Raw genomic sequence first — 20,524 nt, 5'->3', positions numbered from 1 at the left:
AAAAATCAATAAGTATCGAGCTAGTCAGTCAATTTCAAATCAGACGTCCAATTCAGTTCCAAACGATACCTATGTTCGCATCCGAAGTTATCCAACAGAGTCCAATGCCCTGTGTCCCTGTCAGCCGTCGGGGGTACTCCGCCCTGAAGCATTATTGCGCGCATCACTGTAAAATGCCGCCGATACTCAATCTCTGGGCCATCCCCCTGATAAATCCCTTGTTGTACATCTGCCATGAACAGCGGTTGCTCAAAAGAATCCCTACCAACAAGAATCCCGGCTTTCCTGTCAACTCCACCTATCGAAATATCCGAAGTTTTAAAAAGCCGTCCCTCATTTTTTACACTCAACGGGTTAGTGATCCCTAAATTCTGAAAAAAAATTATTCCTTGTGGCGGCCTCCAATAATGGACATAAACAGAAATACGATTGACTTTATCTTCATAAGCTTTGGTATCAATGTAGCGAACAAGATCAGCCACCCTCAAGACATAAGGACGTTCTGGCTGAATTTCCACCCAGGAATGAAACGACGAATCTTCATCAGTGTAATTTGTCGTATACACCTTCCCTGCCACTTGGATACGAGCCATAAATCGTTGTATTTGAATAGGCTGAGTAGCATCAACCCGCATATACCGTTCCAACATTTCCAATGGGCGATTAGTTAAAGGAGGCTTCGCAGCTACCGAAAAAAAATCTACCTTTTCTCTCTTGCTTCCCCCTCTGCTCCAAAGCCCAGAATCATATATATTTTTCTCAGTATCACAGTACCATCCGGCGGGGAGGGGAACACCAGGGGTCGGTGAATATCGAGTCACAGTCAGACTATTACGCTCTGCCGCAGTCAACTCTTTAAACTGCGGGTTTCCTAATTCATCTTCTATAATCTTGGTAATCAGCACCACAAGCTTGCATTGATGGCGACCATTGGCATACAGCGCTTTGGTGGTCGCCCCTCCCGTTTCAGTCTGAATTTCAAAGTGCTCTAGCCGTACATTACCCGCTTTCATTTAGACTCTCCCTAAAAATAACAGTTCTACGTCTAGCAAGGCTCACCCAGTCAGCTCCAAACTGCCCACCAAAGGAAGAAAGGACAAACGATACCGATGTTCACATCCAAAGTTATCCCTCAAAGTCCAGTAACTAAATACTGATGCTGCCTCTCCGGGGACAGGCCCTACAAACTCTATAGCCCGCATAATCGTGCTGCGCTTATTAAATTCGATAAGCGGATTTTTGTTTGCATATACACCTCGCTGGACATCCCTCATATAAATCAACTGCCCGACTCCATCTCGCCCGACAACCACCCCAATTTTTACCCGACCAAACTCATGAGAAAAAACGGCAGTATTGAAATGCTCCCCCTCATTAATTATAGGAGTAGGATTACTCAGACCCAAGTTATCAAAAAATGAAAGCCCGATTGGAGGCATCCAATAATAAACACGCACATAAACACCAGCATCACTGTCATAATACGCCCTTCTCTCTAGGTGTCTTGTTAGCTCACTAACACCAAGAACATAAGGACGAACGGGTGAAACAGCTATCCAGGAAATAGGAGTACCAATACCCTCAACTGAATTAGTGGTATATATTTTGCCTCTTATCGTGATGCTGGCCATAAAGCGCTGCGTTTGTAAGGGGCCTGGAGCAACACGTAAAAAACGCGCCAGAACCTCTTGCTGAACCACCTCCGAAGCAACATCGTCGAAATCCGTCGTGACACCAGAGTTCCAGAGACCCAAGTCATACTTGTTTTTTTCCTGATCACAACTCCAACCAGCAGGAAGTGACTGCTGGGGATTAGCTGAAAACTTAGTCAAAGTAACGCTTTTTCTCTGAGTCGCAGTCAGCGGTACCCGCTCCCACTGCCCATCGATTTTTTTTGTTCAAGGATCACTTCAATATTGACTTGGCATTGATGATTATTATTAGCGTAAAGAGCATTAGTAAAATCCTGACCGTTAGGGAGATCTACAAAAAATCTCACAACCCGAAACTCTGGCTCAAGCTCGCCCCTGCTCTCTATTATGATACTTCCATTCCCTGCCAAACTTAAAAAATAACGATGCTCACTGCCAAAATTATCTACCAACCGCCATAAACCATCACCCTTGCTCGGGACCGGAAAGACCGTAGATATAAGCCTCACCGCTCGCATGAGCGTAGGCCTCTCATAAAATCTTATAACTGGGTTTGGCACCGATGTTGGAAGATTTTTATGGATATCATCCGTGCGCAGCAATAACCCAGGATTATCTTTATTAATCACAACACCTATCTTTAGGCCTAGATCCCCAAACCCATAATTAAAGACTTCGATAGTTTTAAAATTATCACCCTCATCGGGTATCGTAACGGGCTTATCAATCCCCTTATTTTCAACAATCCACATCCCCCTAGGCAGCACCCAATAATAAACAGCCACTAGCGTAAACCCATCTGCAAAGGCGCCTGTATCAGCATAAGCCTCAAGGCTCTCGACAGGCAGCCCGTAAGGGGCAACTGACTTGATGATGACAGACGACCCAGAACTTGACTTAGCATTCAACAAGGCCGTTGTGTAAGTCTCCCCCTCCAAACACATAACAGCCATAAATTCTACTTCGTCATGCACGCCCACCCCATCTACGCGCAAGTAGCGAACAATATTGTCTACATGGGGATCAAGATAACTGATTAATTTTTTAGCCCCTACCCCAGGCTGATAGAGTCCAACACTGTATATGTTTTTTTCATTATCACAGCTCCATCCTTCCGGCAGGCCCTGGATAGCCTGCTCTGAAAACTTACAGACCGTTACACTAGCGCATTCCTCGTCGGTCAGGGCTGCACGCTCCCACTGCCCAGATGCTGTAAAAACCTCTTTAACAACCTGAATAATGATCCCGCATTGGTGACGACCATTGGCATATAGCGAATCGTTTTTTGAATAAGAGTTGGCTAGCCCGATTTTAAAAAGTGCAAGCCGGCAACTACCAGTCTTCCGGGCCATAACGCTCTCCTTTGGACATTGAAATCAATCAATTAGAGAAGTCACAGGCACATCCCAGACATTTGTTATTTGCCTGTGCCTTAGAGAGCATTAGAAACACAATAAAGAAGGACAACAACTGTCAGAACTGACAGTTGTTCAAATCAAAACGAAATAACTTCAGGCTTTTAAATTCACTACTCACCTATGAAATGCACATCCTATGCATTTACACCTTCCACCGCCCCGCCGCCCGATGATCACTCTCCCGCCCCTCCACCCACCGCGCCCCTTCACTGGTATTTTCCTTCTTCCAGAACGGCGCCCGGGTCTTGAGGTAGTCCATCACAAACGCACACGCCTCAAACGCCGCCTGACGATGGGCGCTGGCGGCGGCGACGAATACGATGGGTTCGCCGGGCTCCAGGGTGCCGATGCGGTGCAGCACTTCGAGCTTGAGCAGCGGCCAGCGCTGTTCGGCTTCGGTGGCGATCTTGGCCAGGGCCTTTTCGGTCATGCCGGGGTAGTGTTCGAGGAACATCCCCGCCACATCGAGGCCGTCGTTGAAATCGCGTACATAACCGACAAAGCTCACCACCGCGCCCACGCCCACGTTGGCGGCGTGCATGGCGTTGACTTCGGCGCCGGGGTCAAAGGGTTGGGCTTGCACACGAATGGCCATGGTCAGCCTCCGGTCACGGGCGGGAAGAAGGCCACTTCATCACCGGCTTGCAACGGCTCGTCGAGGGCACACAGATCCTGGTTGCGCGCGCACATCAGGCTGGCTTCGTTAAGCACCTCGAAGCCCGGGTCAGCGGCCAGTGCCTGGCGCACGGCATCGACCGTGGCGAAGTCGCCTTCGACCTCCAGGGAGTCCAGGCCTACGGCCTCGCTGTAGCGTGCAAAAAACAGTACGTGGATGCTCATGCCTGGTCCGCCTTGAAATGCCCGCTTTTGCCGCCGAGCTTTTCCAGCAGGCGGATGTACTCGATGGTCATGCCGCGATCCACTGCCTTGCACATGTCGTAGATAGTCAACGCGGCGACGCTGGCGGCCGTCAGCGCTTCCATTTCCACGCCGGTCTGCCCGGACAGTTTGCAGCGGGCGATGATGTGCACGGTATTTTCCCCTTCGGCGGCCAGTTCAACCTTGACGCCCGTCAACATCAGCGGATGGCACAGGGGGATCAGGTCGCTGGTCTTCTTGGCCGCCTGGATCCCGGCGATGCGCGCCACGGCGAACACATCGCCCTTGGGGTGGGCGCCGTCGACGATCATTTGCAGGGTCTGGGGCAGCATGCGCACCCGTGCTTCGGCCACGGCTTCGCGGAACGTCACGGTTTTGTCGGTGACGTCGACCATATGGGCACGGCCCTGGGAATCGAGATGGGTCAGCACGGGGATACTCCTGATCAGAAGCCCCGATTGTAAACCCAACGCAGATCAAAAGGTGGGAGCGGGCTTGCCTGCGATAGCGGCGCGTCAGTCAACTTATCATCGACTGACCCACCGCTATCGCGGCGATGCGGCGACCCGACAAGCCCGCTCCCACACTGGGCGGTTATAGATGGGATTCGGCGTATTCGGCCAGAATCGAGCGAGGAACGCCCTGCAAGGCGATGTGCACGCCGTTCGGGAAGTCCTTGAAGCGTTCTGTCAGGTAGGTCAGCCCGGAGCTGGTCGCGGACAGGTAAGGGGTGTCGATCTGTGCCAGGTTGCCCAGGCACACCACTTTGGAACCGGCGCCGGCACGGGTGATGATGGTTTTCATCTGGTGCGGCGTAAGGTTCTGGCATTCATCGATCAGAATCAGACTCTGTTGGAAGCTGCGCCCCCGGATGTAGTTGAGGGATTTGAACTGCAACGGCACTTTGCTGAGGATGTAGTCGACGCTGCCATGGGTGTTTTCGTCATCCATGTGCAAGGCTTCGAGGTTGTCGGTGATCGCCCCCAGCCATGGCTCCATTTTTTCTGCTTCGGTGCCGGGCAAAAAGCCGATTTCCTGGTCCAGGCCCTGCACGCTGCGGGTGGCGATGATGCGCCGATAACGCTTGGTGACCATGGTCTGCTCGATGGCCGCCGCCAGGGCGAGGATGGTCTTGCCCGAACCCGCCGCGCCGGTCAGGTTGACCAGGTGGATGTCCGGGTCGAGCAGCGCGTACAGCGCCAGGCTCTGGTAGATATCACGCGGTTTCAGGCCCCAGGCTTCCTGGTGCAACAGGGGCTCCTGATGCAGGTCGAGGATCAGCAGCTTGTCGACCTGGATCTCTTTGATCCAGCCCACGAAGCCCTGCTCGTCGACGATGAATTCATTGATATGTACGGCCGGCAGGTTGTCGATCAGTTGCACCTGGTGCCAGGTGCGGCCATGGTCCTGGCGGGTCTCGACCTTGCTCACGCGGTCCCAGAACGAGCCGGTCATCATGTGATAACCACGGGACAGCATCGACACGTCGTCGACCAGTTGGTCGGTGCTGTAGTCCTCGGCAGCGATCCCACACGCTCGTGCCTTGAGGCGCATATTGATGTCTTTGGTCACCAGCACCAGGCGCAGGTCCTTGTCGCGCGCGTGCAGGTCGATCAGTTGGTTGATGATCTTGTTGTCGTTGAGGTTTTCCGGCAGCAGGCTGTTGGGTTCGCTGCGCTTGCTCATCAGGATCGACAGCAAGCCCTTGGGCCCGCTCTTGCCGCGCTGGATCGGTACGCCGACTTCCACATCCTCGGGCGAGGCTTCGCCCAGGGTCTTGTCGATCAGGCGGATCGCCTGGCGGCATTCGGCGGCCACGCTGTGGTGCCCGCTTTTGAGTTTGTCGAGCTCCTCAAGCACGATCATCGGGATGGCGACGTGGTGTTCTTCAAAATTGAGCAACGCGTTTGGATCGTGGATCAATACATTGGTATCAAGCACATAAAGGATTGGCTGGTCGGAAGAAGGGTTACGTCCATGATCATCCATACTCGGTCACCTTTGTGGGAGCCAGTCGACGCAATACCACAACAGTGCTGCGCCTCGATTCGACCACCGAATACACCACAAAGGGAGTCTGGGAAGACGCCACCTGTGTTGCAGGTTTCGGCGATCTGCCTTCGTAATACCGCAAAACCCATGACAGGAAAAAGCACTTTGACGCTTTTTTGAAGTTTATTTTTCAGGATGACGAATAGCACTGGCGGGCCGCCACGCACACCGCTAAAGTCGGAAGTCCGCCTGCATCGAAATGTCGCAGCAAATCACCCCGAAACCCCCTCATCCCCAACAGGGCCGGGCCTTTGCGCTTGTCAGCGAAACGCCTCCCGACAGTCCTGCCAACCCAGCCCACTTTGCGCCGTTGCCTGAAGCAATAAGGGCAATGCGACCCGCGCCTTATCCTGGGTGTCGTGGAACACAATCACCCCTTTGCGCCACAACAACATCAGCGTCAGCACGCGCTGGGCCGATTCGTCGGCCTTGAGCAGGCCGGGCTCATCCTGGGAGTCGATATCCCACAGCGCCACCTGCAGGCCCTGGCCCTGGAAGAAGCCCTGGCTGTCCGCCCGGCGCTGGCCATAGGGCGGGCGGAACAGCGGCACGTAGTTTTCCGGCAGCAGGTTCTGGGTCAGCGAGGCACTGCGGGTGATGGAGCTTTGCCAGTCGACCCAATGGCTGTGGGAGCGGTATTGCCAACCCTGGATGCCCACGCACTGGCCCTGGTACAAGGCCTGTACATCGGCGGCCGAGGTCTTTTCCAGACGGGTTTGCAGGCTGTTGCCCAAGGCAAAGAAGATTGCCGTCATTTTTTGCTTGCGCAGGTAGTCGGCCAGCCAGTCGGTGTTGCCGTTGAGCGGTGCCGGGCCGCCATCGAAGGTCAGTAAAAACAGGCGGTCGTTGAGCTCATCGCCATTGCGCTCGAAATCGCCATAACGCGCCACCTCGCTGCCGATCTGCGGGAACAGCGCGGCCTTGCGCAACAGCTCGTCCAGATAGCGCTGGTGAAACACGCGGCTGGGGCCGGCCCAGCCTATATAGAAGGACTGCTCGCTCACCTCGAACTTGCCGGCCTGCTCGCGCAGGTCGTCCATGTTGTCCACCAGGTAGCAGAATGAGGCGTCCTGTTCGCAGCTTTGCTGGGCGAATGTGTAGTTTTCCAGCAGCCGTTGCCAGAGGTGGCGGCGCAGGTCGTCAATGGCGCCCTGGTTGATGATCTTCAGCCCCAGGCGCTGCTTCAGCGCAGGTTCATCCAGGGCCTCGCTGGCCAGCAGGGTATTGGCGAACATAAGGATTTCGGCGCGTGATGCCACATCAAACAGCGCCGGGCTGCTGAGTTTTTCCGGCCAGGTGCCACGGTCCAGGGTCGCGACATCCACACTGGCCGCCTGGGCGCCCAGGCACGTCAGCCAGGCGCACACTAAAAGCGCAATTCGCACAACAGGTCTCCCCCTCCTGATTCGTCGGCCACTATAGCCGATCACTATCCTCCCACAGGGATAACCGTATGGCAGCTATTGGCGTGATAGGTGGAGTCCAACGCCCCAACCCCCTAGAATCCCCCGACGATTACAGGAGACGACTTCATGCTGACGGTGATTTCCCCCGCCAAAACCCTCGATTTCGAGACCCCGCCTGCGACCCAGCGCGTAACCCAGCCGCAATACCTCGACCACTCCCAGGTGTTGATCGAGCAACTGCGCGAGCTGAGCCCGGCGCAGATCAGCGAGCTGATGCATGTTTCCGACAAGATCGGCGGCCTCAACGCCGCACGTTTCGGCAGCTGGACCCCGGCCTTCACCCCGGCCAATGCCAAGCAGGCGCTGCTGGCCTTCAAGGGCGATGTCTACACCGGCCTCAATGCCCAGACCTTCAGCGACGCCGACTTTACCTACGCCCAAAACCACCTGCGCATGCTCTCGGGCCTGTACGGCCTGCTGCGCCCGCTGGACCTGATGATGCCGTACCGCCTGGAGATGGGCACCAAGCTGGCCAATGCCCGTGGCAAGGACCTGTACGCCTTCTGGGGCACGCGCATCAGCGAATGGCTCAACGAGGCCCTGGCCGAGCAAGGCGATGATGTGCTGCTGAACCTGGCGTCCAACGAGTACTTCTCGGCGGTCAAGCGCCCGGCCCTGAACGCACGGATCATCAACACCGAGTTCAAGGACCTGAAGAACGGCCAGTACAAGATCATCAGTTTCTACGCCAAGAAGGCCCGCGGCATGATGAGCCGCTTTGTCATCCAAGAGCGCATCAACGACCCGGCCAAGCTCAAGCAGTTCGATGTGCAGGGTTATCGCTTCAGTGCCGAGCAGTCCAAGCCGGATAAGCTGGTGTTTTTGCGCGATCACGCACCGGAGTAGGTCGACAGCACAGCGCGAGTCCAATGTGGGAGCTGGCTTGCCTGCGATAGCGGTGGGTCAGCAACACATTTGGCAACTGGCAGACCGCTATCGCAGGCAAGCCAGCTCCCACACTTCATCTGCATTTCCCCAATGAAATCGTCATTACTTTGACGCCAATAATATTTCTTCAGAATTACTAACGTTTCTTTCACTCGACATTCGTCAGTTTTTTTCGTAGTGGCACCACTTTTTTCAAACAGTAGTGGCATAAAACTATATCCCCGCGCCAACTCCCTATATCTACTAGCCCAATCCGCAAGTGCTATCAATATAGTACTAGTGCCATCTTTGCCAATATCTCAAGAAATTCCTAGAAACAGGATGAGCGGCCCGGAACTATGTCTCCCAGCGCCGCTCATACCACCGGTAACGATTATCTCTGTTCTTGTGCGATATGACTTACACAGTGACCAACGAAAGTAGCAAAGTTGTCATATATAACTTTGCCTCTTCGGTCTGATTATCAACTGTTTAGTTGAGGGCGGGCGATAAGGTTGCATAACCATCCCCTACAAGGCCAAGGCTGAGCCAGCCCAAGGCATTGATAGATAAGGGCTTAAAGCCCATATCAAGACCTTGCGGCACTGCCGCCAGCCCCTTCTTTGCGAAGGCTGGCTGCATTTCAGGGCAAGCCCCAACAACAAGGCCAAGTTGCGCACAACTTGAGTGCATTAGTTAGTCACTCGACTTTTAACATGCCTGTACGTGGCAGTGCTGTGTCTATTCACCGCATTCCCTAGTGCATGAGTGACGCTTGAAAACATGAACTCCGGCCATCTAATGGCGTGATAAAGATAGAGGTAAATGCGATGCGCATCAGCATATTTGGTTTGGGTTACGTGGGCGCAGTCTGTGCCGGTTGCCTGTCTGCACGGGGCCATGAAGTGGTCGGCGTAGACATTTCCAAGGATAAGATCGACCTGATCAACGCGGGCAAATCCCCCATTGTTGAACCGGGCCTGGGCGAACTGTTGAGCCAGGGCATTGCCAGCGGCCGGTTGCGCGGTACCACCGACTTCGCCGACGCCATCCGCGATACCGACCTGTCGATGATCTGTGTCGGCACGCCGAGCAAGAAGAACGGTGACCTGGAACTCAACTACATCGAGGCGGTATGCCGCGAGATCGGTTTTGTCCTGCGTGACAAGACCACCCGCCACACCATCGTGGTGCGCAGCACGGTGTTGCCCGGCACCGTGGCCAACGTGGTGATCCCGATCCTCGAAGACTGCTCCGGCAAAAAAGCCGGGGTCGACTTCGGTGTCGCGGTCAACCCGGAGTTCCTGCGCGAATCCACCGCCATCGCCGACTACGACCAGCCACCGATGACGGTGATCGGCGAGCTGGACAAAGCCTCGGGCGATGTCCTGCAGTCGCTGTACGAAGAGCTCGACGCACCGATCATCCGCAAGGACATCGCCGTTGCCGAGATGATCAAGTACACCTGCAACGTGTGGCACGCCACCAAAGTGACCTTCGCCAACGAAATCGGCAACATCGCCAAGGCCGTAGGCGTGGATGGTCGCGAAGTGATGGAAGTGGTCTGCCAGGACAAGACCCTCAACCTGTCCCAGTACTACATGCGCCCCGGCTTTGCCTTCGGCGGCTCGTGCCTGCCCAAGGACGTGCGCGCCCTGACCTACCGCGCCAGCGCCCTGGATGTGGAAGCGCCGCTGCTCAACTCGCTGATGCGCAGCAACGAGTCCCAGGTGCAGAACGCCTTCGACATCGTCTCCAGCCACGACAAGCGCAAGGTCGCCCTGTTGGGCCTGAGCTTCAAGGCCGGCACCGATGACCTGCGCGAAAGCCCGCTGGTGGAACTGGCGGAAATGCTGATCGGCAAGGGCTTTGACCTGAGCATCTACGACAGCAACGTCGAGTACGCCCGTGTGCATGGGGCGAACAAGGACTACATCGAAGGCAAGATCCCCCACGTGTCGTCCCTGCTCAACTCGGACTTCGACGATGTGATCAACAACAGCGACGTGATCATCCTCGGCAACCGCGACGAGAAATTCCGTGCCCTGGCCCAGCAAGCGCCGCACGGCAAGCAAGTGGTCGACCTGGTGGGCTTTATGGCCCAGGCCACCAGCGTCAGTGGCCGTACCGAAGGCATTTGCTGGTAACAGCAACGGCAAGTTTCAAGCTGCAAGTGTCCTGATCCCCAGCGCTTGCAGCTTGAAGCCTTCTTCACCTTCGGATGACGCTTATGTCCACGTTAAAACACGTACTACTGCAATCCACCGGCTGGCTGTTCTTTCTGAGCCTGCTGATGGGTCTCGCCCTGCTGCTGCCGGCGAGTACGTTCGACTCCGAGTCGAAGAATTTCATTTTCCTGATTGGCGCCGTAGGCATCTGGCGCTACTCGATGGGGGCTACGCATTTCTTTCGCGGCATGCTGTTTTTGTACGTGGTCTACCCGCACCTGCGGCGCAAAGTGCGCAAGCTGGGCAAGGCGGCGGACCCGTCCCACGTGTTCCTGATGGTCACCAGTTTTCGGATCGACGCGTTGACCACCGCCCAGGTTTACAGCTCGGTGATTCGCGAGGCCATCGAGTGTGGTTTCCCCACCACCGTGGTCTGCTCGCTGGTGGAAATGTCCGATGAGCTGCTGGTCAAGAGCCTCTGGGAAAAGATGAACCCACCGGCTCACGTCAAGCTCGACTTCGTGCGGATCGCCGGCACCGGCAAGCGCGACGGCCTGGCCTTCGGTTTCCGCGCGATATCCCGCCACCTGCCGGACGAGCGCGCCGTGGTGGCCGTGATCGATGGCGACACCGTGCTCGCCGAAGGCGTAGTGCGCAAGACCGTGCCGTGGTTCCAGCTGTTCGGCAATGTCGGCGGCCTGACCACCAACGAGTTCTGCGAAGTGCGCGGCGGCTACATCATGAGCGAGTGGCACAAACTGCGCTTCGCCCAGCGCCACATCAACATGTGTTCCATGGCCCTGTCCAAGCGCGTGCTGACCATGACCGGACGCATGTCGGTGTTCCGCGCCAGCGTGGTCACCGACCCCGGCTTTATCGCCGATGTGGAAAGCGACTCGCTGCAACACTGGCGCCTGGGCCGCTTCAAGTTCCTGACCGGCGATGACAAATCCAGCTGGTTCAGCCTGATGCGCCTGGGCTACGACACCTTCTACGTGCCGGATGCGGCGATCAACACCGTCGAGCACCCACCGGAAAAGAGCTTTATCAAGGCCAGCCGCAAGCTGATGTTCCGCTGGTACGGCAATAACCTGCGCCAGAACTCCCGGGCCCTGGGCCTGGGTATGCAGCGGCTGGGCCTGTTCACCAGCGTGGTGCTGTTCGACCAGCGCGTATCGATGTGGACCTCGCTGCTGGGCCTGACCGTGGCGATCATCGCCACCTTCAAGTACGGCGGGGCGTTCATCCTCGTTTACCTGCTGTGGATCGGCATCACCCGCCTGATCCTGACTCTGTTGCTGGCGTGCTCGGGGCACAAGATCGGCCCCGCCTACCCGATGATTCTCTATTACAACCAGATCATGGGCGCGCTGGTGAAGATCTACGTGTTCTTCCGCCTCGATCAACAATCCTGGACCCGCCAGGACACCAAACTGACCCGTGATTTGGAAAGCGCACAGCGTTGGTTCAACACCTGGTCGTCTCGGACCATGACCTTCTCCGCCGGCAGCATTTTCGTCGCCGTGTTGCTGATGATGGTCTGACCCTGCCAAGCCTGAATTAACTTAAGGAAATGCCCTGATGAACAGTCAAGTAAACGCCAATGTTGTCCACGAATCCGAAGCCCAGCGCCAACACGCCCGGGTGAAAATCCCGGCCAAGCTGCGCTTCTTCGGTGCCGACCGCACCCCCATGGAAGTACGGGTCATCGACCTGTCCGCCGGCGGCCTGGCCTTCAATGCCGCCCAACAACCGCTGAAGGTCGGCGAGGTGCACAAGGGCCGCCTGCAATTTGTCATCGACAACCTCGGCCTGGCGATGGACGTGGAGCTGATGGTGCGCTCCCACGACCGCCAGACCGGCCGCACCGGCTGCCAGTTCCAGAACCTGGATGCCCGGGATATTTCCACACTGCGTCACCTGATCACTTCGCACCTGTCCGGCGATATCGTGACCATGGGCGACGTGCTGGCGACCCTGCAGCGCGACAACTTCACCAAGGCACGCAAGGTCAAGGACAGCGGCAGCGGCATGAGCGCCTTTGGCCGCCTGCGCGCCGTGACCTTCAGCCTGGCGATCTTCCTGGTGGGCCTGGCGGCGTTCGGTTTTGTGTTCAAGTCGGTGTATGGCATGTACTTCGTCAGCCACGCCCAGGCCGGCCTGGTCAGCGTGCCGGGGATGAACGTGACCATGCCCCGCGACGGCACCGTGCAAAGCCTGATCAAGGACAACGGGGTTGCCGCCAAAGGCGCGCCACTGGCGACCTTCAGCACCAGCATGCTGGATGTGCTTAAGGGCCACCTGGACGAAGACCAACTGCAACCGGCCAAGGTCGAAGAGCTGTTCGGCAAGCAAATGACCGGCACCCTGACCTCGCCCTGCGACTGCATCGTCGCCCAGCAGTTGGTGGCCGACGGCCAATACGCGAGCAAGGGTGATGTGATCTTCCAACTGGTGCCGCGTGGCAGCCAGGCGAATGTCGAGGCGCGGTTCTCCTATCGCCAGTTCGCTGATGTGCGCCCTGGCACCCGCGTGAACTTCCAGGTGGCCGATGAGGAACAAGTGCGCACCGGCACCATCGTCAGCAGCACCAGCCTCAACAGCGCCGACCTGTCCTCGGATATCCGCGTGCAGATCAAGCCCGATACGCCGCTGGACAGCGCCTACGCCGGCCGCCCGGTAGAAGTGACCAGCGACCGCGGCCCATCCCTGAACTGGCTGATCGATAAAGCCATGGCTGCGGGTCTGTAACCATGACGACTCTAAAAACACTGCAATCGCTGTGGGAGCCCACTTCTGTGGGAGCCGGGCTTGCCCGCGATAGCATCGACTCGGTGCAGCAGGCAAACCGAGTCGCGCGCATCGCAGGCAAGCCAGCTCCCACAAAAGCTCGCCCGCACATGCGTCCTGTGGCGCTGCTGGCCTTGGCCGTCACACTGGCCGGTTGCGCCGGCCTGCCCGACCAGCGCCTGGCCAATGAAGCCCTCAAGCGTGGCGACACCGCCACCGCCGCGCAGAACTACCAGCAACTGGCCGAGCTGGGCTACAGCGAAGCCCAGGTCGGCCTGGCGGATATCCAGGTGGGCAGCCGCGACCCGGCGCAGATCAAGCAGGCCGAAGCCACCTACCGCGCAGCGGCTGATACATCGCCCCGCGCCCAGGCCCGTCTCGGTCGCCTGCTGGTGGCCAAGCCCGGCGCCACCGAAGCCGAGCATCGCGAAGCCGAAGGCCTGCTGAAAAAAGCCTTTGCCAATGGCGAAGGCAACACCCTGATCCCGCTGGCCATGCTGTACCTGCAATACCCCCATGATTTCCCCAGCGTCAACGCGCAGCAGCAGATCGATACCTGGCGCACCGCCGGCTACCCGGAAGCGGGCCTGGCGCAGGTGCTGCTGTATCGCACCCAGGGCACCTACGACCAGCACCTCGATGACGTGGAAAAAATCTGCCAGGCCGCGCTCAGCAGCACCGATATCTGCTACGTCGAACTCGCCACTGTCTACCAGAAGCGCGGGCAGCCGGAGCAACAGGCCGAACTGCTCAAGCAGCTGCAAGCCGACTACAGCCGTGGCACCGTCAGTGCCCAGCGGGTCGACAGTGTGGCCCGGGTGCTGGGCGATGCCTCACTGGGCAAGACCGACGAAAAGACCGCCCAGGCCCTGCTGGAAAAAATCGCCCCTGGCTACCCCGCGTCCTGGGTCAGCCTTGCGCAGTTGCTCTACGACTTCCCGGAACTGGGCGACGTCGAGCAGATGATGCAGTACCTGGACAACGGCCGCGCCGCCGACCAGCCCCGCGCCGAATTGCTGCTGGGCAAGCTGTACTACGAAGGCAAGTGGGTGCCGGCCGATGCCAAGGCCGCGCAAGCGCACTTCCAGAAAGCCCAGGGCCAGGAAGTGGCCGCCGATTACTACCTCGGGCAGATTTACCGCCGTGGCTACCTGGGCCAGGTCTACCCGCAAAAGGCCCTGGATCACTTGCTGACCGCCGCGCGCAACGGCCAGAACAGCGCCGACTTTGCTATCGCCCAACTGTTTTCCCAAGGCAAGGGCACCCAGCCCAACCCGCTCAACGCCTACGTGTTCAGCCAACTGGCGAAGATCCAAAACACCCCGCAAGCCAATGAACTGGCCGCGCAACTCGAACAACAACTGCCGCCTGCCCAACGCGCCGAAGGCCAGCGCCTGCTGCAACAAGAGCTGGCCGCCCGTGGCGCCTTGAGCCAAAGCACGCTGCAACTGCACGCCCTGCAAGAAGAAGACGGCGAGGAATCCCTATGAAACTCAATCCATTCGTCAAGGCCGGCATTGGCCTGTCCTTCGCCCTGCTGTGGTCATGCCCGACCCTGGCCGCGCTGACCGAAGACCAGAACTTCGGCCTGGAAGTGAAAATCACCGGCCAGTCCGAAGATGACCGCGACCTCGGCACCCAGCGCGGCGGCGACGTCAACGGTATCGGCCTGGATGTGCGCCCGTGGATCTACGGTGAACGCGGCGCCTGGAGCGCCTACGCCATGGGCCAGGCGGTGACGTCCAGCGACATCATCGAGACCGACACCCTGCAACAGTCCGATGGCGACACCACCGAGCAATCGAGCAACAACGACCGCAAGAGCAAAAAGAACTACCTGGCCCTGCGCGAGTTCTGGGTCGGCTACAGCGGCTTCACGCCCTACCCTGGCGAGATCCTCAAGTTGGGTCGCCAGCGCCTGCGCAATAACGACGGGCAATGGCGCGATACCAATATCGAAGCGCTGAACTGGACCTTCGACACCACCCTGCTCAAGGCCAATGTCGGCGTCGCCGAGCGTTTCAGCGAATACCGCACCGACCTCAAGGAGCTGTCCCCCGAAGACAAGGACCGCCGGCATTTCTACGCCGACGCGGCCTACCAGTGGACCCCGGGGCATTGGGTCGGCGTGCGCGGCCATCACACCCGTGATGACGGCAAGCTCGACTACCCGCAACCGGGCGTGGCCACCGACTCGCTGGACAAGCGCCAGAACGGCGACCTGACCTGGCTCGGCCTGGAAGCCAACAGCGACGCCTACAACTGGCGCAACACCAACACCGTCAACTACTGGGCCAGCGTCACCGGCATGCAGGGCGAGCGCAGCAATGTCAACGCCCTGAACGCCGACGGTAGCCGCCCGGCCAGCGCCAAGCGCAACACCGATGTCGATGGCTGGGCCACCGACCTCGGCGTGCGCCTGCGCCTCGACCCGCAGTGGCAAGTGGGGGCGGCCTATGCCCGCGCCAGCGCCGACTACGAACAGAACGGCCTGCAAAGCAACCGCTCGAACTTCACCGGCACGCAATCGCGGGTGCATCGTTTTGGCGAGGCGTTTCGCGGCGAAATGAACAATATGCAGTCCATGAGCCTGTTCGGTTCCTGGCAGTTGCGCGACGACTACGACGCCAGCCTGGTCTACCACAAGTTCTGGCGCGTGGACGGCAACCAGCCGGTGGGCAGCAATGGCATCGATGCGGTGCAGAACAACTACGACGATGTCACCGGCGCCGTGCTGTCCAGCGCCTCCCTGCCTCTGCAAGACGGTCAGAAAGACCTCGGCCAGGAGATGGACCTGGTGGTCACCAAGTACTTCAAGAAGGGCCTGCTGCCCGCCGCTCTCAGCCAGTCAATCGACGAACCGTCGGCCCTGGTGCGCTTTCGTGGTGGCGTGTTCAAGCCGGGCGATGCCTATGGCAAGCAAGTCGACTCGTACATGCACCGCGCCTTTGTCGACGTAGTCTGGCGCTTCTGATGGGAGCCTGCGCAATGAATCCTCACGCCCTCAAAGGCTCGGCCCTGCTCGCGGCGGCAATGCTGCTGGCGTGCGCCCCGGCCTTTGCCAATGTCGAGCCGCAGGTCAAGGCGCCCACCATCGCCAAGGAACTGCAACAGGCCAAGACCTACACCATCACCAGCCCGCCCACCGCGCCGCTGGAGCTGGCCAAGCCGGCGCTGCCGGACCTGTCGGGCTACACCGCACAAGCTGTGGCGAAAAAAATCGTACGCAACAAGGCCGGCAAGGTCAGCGTGCGCCGGATGATGCAGGAAAACGCCCTCAAGGACTTTATCGGCGGCGACAACAAGATGGCCGAATGGGTGGTGCGCCAGCACGGCATCCCCCAGGCGATCTTTATCGACGACGGCTACATGAACCTCAAGGACTTGCTCCAGAAGGTGCCCAAGCAGTACCTGAGCGAAACCTCGCCCGGCGTATTCCTGGCCAGGCTGCCGATTGTGGTCGGCGAAAAAGGCATCCTCGAAATCGACAGGCAGACCCAGGAATTGCGCCTGTCCCAGGAGGCCGGCGCGTTCCTGGTCAACGACGGCCAGCTGTTTGTGCGCGACACCAAGATCACCGGCTGGCGCGAGAAGAGCAACGGCCCGGCGACCTTCCGCTCACCCACGGAATTCCGCCCGTTCCTGCTGGCCTGGGGCGGCACCCAGACCTATATCGTCAACAGCAAGATGGCCAGCTTCGGCTATGCCAACAGCAAGTCCTACGGCGTGAGTATTTCCCAGTACACGCCGAACATGGCCAAGGTCCTCAAGCGCCCGGAGCCCACCGGCTGGATTGTCGATTCCGAGTTCTCGGACATGTGGTACGGCTTCTACTGCTACGAAACCACAGGTTTTGTGATCAAGGGCAGCACCTACAAAGACAATATCGTCTACGGCATCGACCCCCACGACCGTTCCCACGGCCTGATCATTGCCGACAATACCGTGTACGGCACCAAGAAGAAGCACGGCATCATCATTTCCCGTGAGGTCAACGACAGCTTCATCTTCAACAACCGCAGCTACGACAACAAGCTGTCGGGCCTGGTGATCGACCGTAACAGCGTGAACAACCTGATCGCCGACAACGAGATCTACCGCAACCACACCGACGGCATCACCCTCTATGAGAGCGGCGACAACCTGTTGTGGGGCAACAAAGTGATCAGCAACCGGCGCCACGGGATCCGCGTGCGCAACAGCGTGAATATCCGCCTGTACGAAAACATCGCCATGGCCAACGGCCTGACCGGGGTCTACGGGCACATCAAGGACTTGACCGACACCGACCGCGATATCGCCCTCGACCCGTTCGACGCCCAGGTCTCGCTGATCGTGGTCGGCGGCGAGCTGGCGGCCAATGGCAGCGGGCCTTTGTCCATCGACTCGCCCTTGAGCATCGAGCTGTTTCGCGTGTCGATGCTCGCCCCGACCAAATCCAGTGGCATCAGCTTCTCGGGGATTCTCGGCGAGCGCCAGGATGAAATTCTCGACCTGCTGGTGCGCCAACAGAAAGCCGTGCTGATCGACCCTGTCGAACGCCAGACCCAACTGCAGGACTGAGGATGACCTTTATGCACCCACACATGATCAAGCTGCTCAGCCTCTCGGGTTTGACCCTCGGCATCCTGGCCGCCAGCAGTGGCGCGCGCGCCGATGAAGCCAAGGCGCCGAGCTTTACCGCCGAGCCGTGCTGCAACCTGTGCCCCGCCGCTCACGACGCCAAGAACTACACCACCCGCTACCAGCAGAACTTCACCACCCTGGTACAGGCCCAGGGCGACTGGCTGTTCCGTACCCAGGAAGACCTGCGCACCGAATTCGACACCACCCCGGCCGGCTACAAACGCATGCAGCAACTGCACGATGCGTTCAAGAGCAAGGGCGTGGAACTGGTGCTGGTCTACCAGCCGACCCGTGGCCTGGTGAACCGCAACAAACTCAACCCGGCGGAAAAAGCCCGCTTTGACTTCGACAAGGCCCTGGGCAACTACAAGAACATGCTCGGGCGTTTTGCCAAGATGGGCTATGTGGTGCCGGACCTGTCGCCGCTGGCCAATGAGCAATTGCCCGACGAACTGCCGGCCCACGACTTCTACTTCCGTGGCGACCAGCACTGGACCCCATATGGCGCCCAACGCACCGCGAAAATCGTCGGCGCCAAGGTACGCGCCATGCCCGAGTTCGCCGGGATCCCCCAGCGCGAGTTCGAGACCAAGAAATCCGGGCGCATGGGCAAGACCGGCACCCTGCACAACATGGCCGGGCAGCTGTGTGGCACCAGCTACGCGATCCAGTACATGGACCAGTTCAGCACCGAGCCCAAGGGCGAAGCGGCGGATGGCGACCTGTTCGGCGATTCCGGCAACCCGCAGATCACCCTGGTGGGCACCAGCCACAGTGGCAAGAACTACAACTTCGCCGGGTTCCTGGAACAGGAAATCGGCGCCGATATCCTGAACGTCGCCTTCCCCGGCGGCGGCCTGGAAGGCTCGATGATCCAGTACCTGGGCAGCGAAGAGTTCCAGAAAAGCCCGCCGAAGATTCTGATCTGGGAATTCTCGCCGCTGTATCGCCTCGACCAGGAAACCACCTACCGCCAGATGATGGCCCTGCTCGACAACGGCTGCGAGGGCAAGCCGGCGCAGATGAGCGCCAGCACCACCCTCAAGCCGGGCAAGAACGAGTTGATGGTCAACAGCAAGAACATGGACCTGCGCAACAGCCGTCATCAGGTCGACATTCGCTTCGCCGATCCCTCGGTGAAAACCCTGCAAGCCACCCTCTGGTACATGAACGGGCGCCACGAGGACATCAAGATCGACAAGCCCGAAACAGCCGAGACCGACGGGCGTTTCGCCTTTGAACTGCGCACCGATGAAGACTGGGCCTCGCAGAACCTGCTGGCCGTGGAAGTGCAGGGCCCCGAAGCGGGTGCTGCGGCGCAGAAAGTCGAAGCGAAAATTTGCACACGCAACGTATTCCCAAGCGGCAGTCAGCAGACCGCGCAACTTGGGCAATGAGGTTACCTATGCAGAAGTTATTGATTCCCACGTTGCTGGGCCTGGCGATGTTTGCAGGTCACGTCAACGCCGCCGCGCCGCTGCGCCCGCCCCAGGGTTATTTCGCACCGATTGAAGCGTTCAAGACCGGCGACTTCAAGAATGACTGCGAAGCCATGCCGGCGCCCTATACCGGCTCGCTGCAGTTTCGCAGCAAGTACGAAGGCTCCGATAAAGCCCGTTCAACCCTGAATGTGCAGTCGGAAAAAGCCTTTCGCGACAGCACTGCCGATATCACCAAGCTGGAAAAAGACACCAGCAAGCGGGTGATGCAGTTCATGCGCGACGGGCGCCCAGAGCAATTGCAATGCACCCTGGACTGGCTGGCGAGCTGGGCCAAGGCCGATGCGTTGCTGTCCAAGGACTTCAACCACACCGGCAAGTCGATGCGCAAATGGGCGCTGGGCAGCATGGCGTCGGCCTATGTACGCCTGAAGTTTTCCGAGTCGCAACCGCTGGCCAAGTACCCGCAGCAATCGCAGCTGATCGAAGCCTGGTTCAACAAACTGGCCGAGCAAGTGGTCAGCGACTGGGACAACCTGCCCCTGGAAAAAACCAACAACCACTCGTACTGGGCCGCCTGGTCGGTGATGGCCACGTCCGTGGCCACCAACCGGCGCGATCTGTTCGATTGGGCAGTCAAGGAATACAAGGTCGGGGTCAACCAGGTGGATGACCAGGGCTACCTGCCCAACGAACTGAAGCGCCAGCAACGGGCCCTGGCCTATCACAACTACGCCCTGCCGCCACTGGCGATGATCGCCAGTTTCGCCCTGGTCAATGGTGTGGATGTGCGCGGTGAGAATAACGGCGCGCTCAAGCGCCTGGGCGACAAGGTGCTGGCCGGGGCCAAGGATCCAGAGCTCTTCGAGCAAAAGAACGGCCAGGAGCAGGACATGCAGGACCTGGAGCAGGACGCGAAATTCGCCTGGCTCGAACCGTTCTGCACCCTCTACACCTGCGCCCCGGACGTACTGGAGCGCAAGCATGAGATGCAGCCGTTCAAGACCTTCCGCCTGGGTGGCGACCTGACCAAGGTCTACGACCCGGCGTATGGCCGCTGATCGTTCCCACGCTCCGCGTGGGAATGCAGCACGGGACGCTCTGCGTCCCACAGCGTGACGCAGAGCGTCACAAGAGGCATTCCCACGCAGAGCGTGGGAACGATCG

Annotated in this window: 17 protein-coding genes; 9 read left to right on the top strand and 8 right to left on the bottom strand. The window is 58.7% G+C overall.

The window, feature by feature from the left end; translation table 11 throughout:
• Nucleotides 1–20 precede the first annotated feature (20 nt).
• From AC07W7_RS15990 to AC07W7_RS15955, 8 genes are all read right to left on the bottom strand, one after another.
• On the bottom strand, nucleotides 21–1,013 hold the full coding sequence (locus AC07W7_RS15990; RefSeq protein ID WP_495039675.1) for a hypothetical protein: 993 nt from the start codon (nucleotides 1,011–1,013) through the stop codon (nucleotides 21–23).
• A gap of 42 nt (nucleotides 1,014–1,055) precedes the next feature.
• Nucleotides 1,056–1,832 (bottom strand): hypothetical protein, encoded by a 777-nt coding sequence (locus AC07W7_RS15985; protein WP_495039674.1) that lies wholly within the window; start codon nucleotides 1,830–1,832, stop codon nucleotides 1,056–1,058.
• 26 nt (nucleotides 1,833–1,858) lie between these two features.
• Complete coding sequence (locus AC07W7_RS15980) at nucleotides 1,859–3,004, bottom strand: hypothetical protein (RefSeq protein ID WP_495039673.1); 1,146 nt, start codon at nucleotides 3,002–3,004, stop codon at nucleotides 1,859–1,861.
• A 208-nt stretch (nucleotides 3,005–3,212) separates the two neighbouring features.
• Nucleotides 3,213–3,665 (bottom strand): molybdopterin synthase catalytic subunit MoaE, encoded by a 453-nt coding sequence (moaE, locus tag AC07W7_RS15975; protein WP_495039672.1) that lies wholly within the window; start codon nucleotides 3,663–3,665, stop codon nucleotides 3,213–3,215.
• Between the two features lie 2 nt (nucleotides 3,666–3,667).
• Entirely contained in the window at nucleotides 3,668–3,910 is a 243-nt protein-coding gene (moaD, locus tag AC07W7_RS15970) for a molybdopterin converting factor subunit 1 (RefSeq protein ID WP_495039671.1), read from the bottom strand.
• Nucleotides 3,907–4,380 carry a cyclic pyranopterin monophosphate synthase MoaC gene (gene moaC / locus AC07W7_RS15965; protein WP_495039670.1) on the bottom strand — a complete coding sequence of 158 codons (474 nt, stop codon included), beginning with the start codon at nucleotides 4,378–4,380 and terminating at the stop codon, nucleotides 3,907–3,909. The genes moaD and moaC overlap by 4 nt, the downstream gene beginning before the upstream one ends.
• Before the next feature lie 163 nt (nucleotides 4,381–4,543).
• Nucleotides 4,544–5,938, bottom strand: a complete 1,395-nt coding sequence (locus AC07W7_RS15960; RefSeq protein ID WP_076962333.1) for a PhoH family protein — start codon at nucleotides 5,936–5,938, stop codon at nucleotides 4,544–4,546.
• A 323-nt stretch (nucleotides 5,939–6,261) separates the two neighbouring features.
• Nucleotides 6,262–7,386: a polysaccharide deacetylase family protein gene (locus tag AC07W7_RS15955; protein ID WP_495039669.1), complete on the bottom strand. Its 1,125-nt coding sequence runs from the start codon at nucleotides 7,384–7,386 to the stop codon at nucleotides 6,262–6,264.
• 147 nt (nucleotides 7,387–7,533) lie between these two features.
• Here AC07W7_RS15955 and yaaA point away from each other — a divergent pair, with 147 nt between their 5' ends.
• From yaaA to AC07W7_RS15910, 9 genes are all read left to right on the top strand, one after another.
• Nucleotides 7,534–8,313 (top strand): peroxide stress protein YaaA, encoded by a 780-nt coding sequence (gene yaaA / locus AC07W7_RS15950; RefSeq protein WP_099167668.1) that lies wholly within the window; start codon nucleotides 7,534–7,536, stop codon nucleotides 8,311–8,313.
• A gap of 851 nt (nucleotides 8,314–9,164) precedes the next feature.
• Nucleotides 9,165–10,481, top strand: a complete 1,317-nt coding sequence (locus AC07W7_RS15945) for a nucleotide sugar dehydrogenase (RefSeq protein ID WP_236309051.1) — start codon at nucleotides 9,165–9,167, stop codon at nucleotides 10,479–10,481.
• A 74-nt stretch (nucleotides 10,482–10,555) separates the two neighbouring features.
• Nucleotides 10,556–12,046: a mannuronan synthase gene (gene alg8 / locus AC07W7_RS15940; protein ID WP_197883339.1), complete on the top strand. Its 1,491-nt coding sequence runs from the start codon at nucleotides 10,556–10,558 to the stop codon at nucleotides 12,044–12,046.
• Between the two features lie 37 nt (nucleotides 12,047–12,083).
• A complete protein-coding gene (locus AC07W7_RS15935; RefSeq protein ID WP_197883337.1) occupies nucleotides 12,084–13,253 on the top strand; it encodes an alginate biosynthesis protein Alg44 in 1,170 nt (389 codons plus the stop codon).
• Between the two features lie 149 nt (nucleotides 13,254–13,402).
• A complete protein-coding gene (gene algK, locus AC07W7_RS15930; RefSeq protein WP_495039668.1) occupies nucleotides 13,403–14,782 on the top strand; it encodes an alginate biosynthesis TPR repeat lipoprotein AlgK in 1,380 nt (459 codons plus the stop codon).
• Complete coding sequence (locus AC07W7_RS15925; protein WP_495039667.1) at nucleotides 14,779–16,266, top strand: alginate export family protein; 1,488 nt, start codon at nucleotides 14,779–14,781, stop codon at nucleotides 16,264–16,266. The genes algK and AC07W7_RS15925 overlap by 4 nt, the downstream gene beginning before the upstream one ends.
• The gene (algG, locus tag AC07W7_RS15920) at nucleotides 16,266–17,855 is read left to right on the top strand and encodes a mannuronan 5-epimerase AlgG (RefSeq protein WP_099167662.1); all 1,590 of its coding nucleotides are present in this window, start codon (nucleotides 16,266–16,268) and stop codon (nucleotides 17,853–17,855) included. The genes AC07W7_RS15925 and algG overlap by 1 nt, the downstream gene beginning before the upstream one ends.
• A gap of 11 nt (nucleotides 17,856–17,866) precedes the next feature.
• Nucleotides 17,867–19,315 carry an alginate O-acetyltransferase gene (locus tag AC07W7_RS15915; protein WP_495039666.1) on the top strand — a complete coding sequence of 483 codons (1,449 nt, stop codon included), beginning with the start codon at nucleotides 17,867–17,869 and terminating at the stop codon, nucleotides 19,313–19,315.
• 8 nt (nucleotides 19,316–19,323) lie between these two features.
• Nucleotides 19,324–20,418 carry a mannuronate-specific alginate lyase gene (locus AC07W7_RS15910; protein WP_495039665.1) on the top strand — a complete coding sequence of 365 codons (1,095 nt, stop codon included), beginning with the start codon at nucleotides 19,324–19,326 and terminating at the stop codon, nucleotides 20,416–20,418.
• Nucleotides 20,419–20,524 lie beyond the last annotated feature (106 nt).

Source organism: Pseudomonas sp. GW821-FHT01D09 (genome assembly GCF_059422465.1).
Note: the sequence above shows the minus strand (reverse complement) of the source record. Positions and strands in the feature narration are given on the sequence as shown.

Excerpts from the sequence above, each read along its gene's own strand:
- AC07W7_RS15990 (WP_495039675.1), bottom strand. The coding sequence starts at position 1,013 with ATGAAAGCGGGTAATGTACGGCTAGAGCACTTTGAAATTCAGACTGAA.
- AC07W7_RS15980 (WP_495039673.1), bottom strand. The coding sequence starts at position 3,004 with ATGGCCCGGAAGACTGGTAGTTGCCGGCTTGCACTTTTTAAAATCGGG.
- moaE (WP_495039672.1), bottom strand. The coding sequence starts at position 3,665 with ATGGCCATTCGTGTGCAAGCCCAACCCTTTGACCCCGGCGCCGAAGTC.
- moaD (WP_495039671.1), bottom strand. The coding sequence starts at position 3,910 with ATGAGCATCCACGTACTGTTTTTTGCACGCTACAGCGAGGCCGTAGGC.
- AC07W7_RS15960 (WP_076962333.1), bottom strand. The coding sequence starts at position 5,938 with ATGGATGATCATGGACGTAACCCTTCTTCCGACCAGCCAATCCTTTAT.
- yaaA (WP_099167668.1), top strand. The coding sequence starts at position 7,534 with ATGCTGACGGTGATTTCCCCCGCCAAAACCCTCGATTTCGAGACCCCG.
- AC07W7_RS15945 (WP_236309051.1), top strand. The coding sequence starts at position 9,165 with ATGCGCATCAGCATATTTGGTTTGGGTTACGTGGGCGCAGTCTGTGCC.
- alg8 (WP_197883339.1), top strand. The coding sequence starts at position 10,556 with ATGACGCTTATGTCCACGTTAAAACACGTACTACTGCAATCCACCGGC.
- AC07W7_RS15935 (WP_197883337.1), top strand. The coding sequence starts at position 12,084 with ATGAACAGTCAAGTAAACGCCAATGTTGTCCACGAATCCGAAGCCCAG.
- algK (WP_495039668.1), top strand. The coding sequence starts at position 13,403 with ATGCGTCCTGTGGCGCTGCTGGCCTTGGCCGTCACACTGGCCGGTTGC.
- AC07W7_RS15925 (WP_495039667.1), top strand. The coding sequence starts at position 14,779 with ATGAAACTCAATCCATTCGTCAAGGCCGGCATTGGCCTGTCCTTCGCC.
- algG (WP_099167662.1), top strand. The coding sequence starts at position 16,266 with ATGGGAGCCTGCGCAATGAATCCTCACGCCCTCAAAGGCTCGGCCCTG.
- AC07W7_RS15915 (WP_495039666.1), top strand. The coding sequence starts at position 17,867 with ATGCACCCACACATGATCAAGCTGCTCAGCCTCTCGGGTTTGACCCTC.
- AC07W7_RS15910 (WP_495039665.1), top strand. The coding sequence starts at position 19,324 with ATGCAGAAGTTATTGATTCCCACGTTGCTGGGCCTGGCGATGTTTGCA.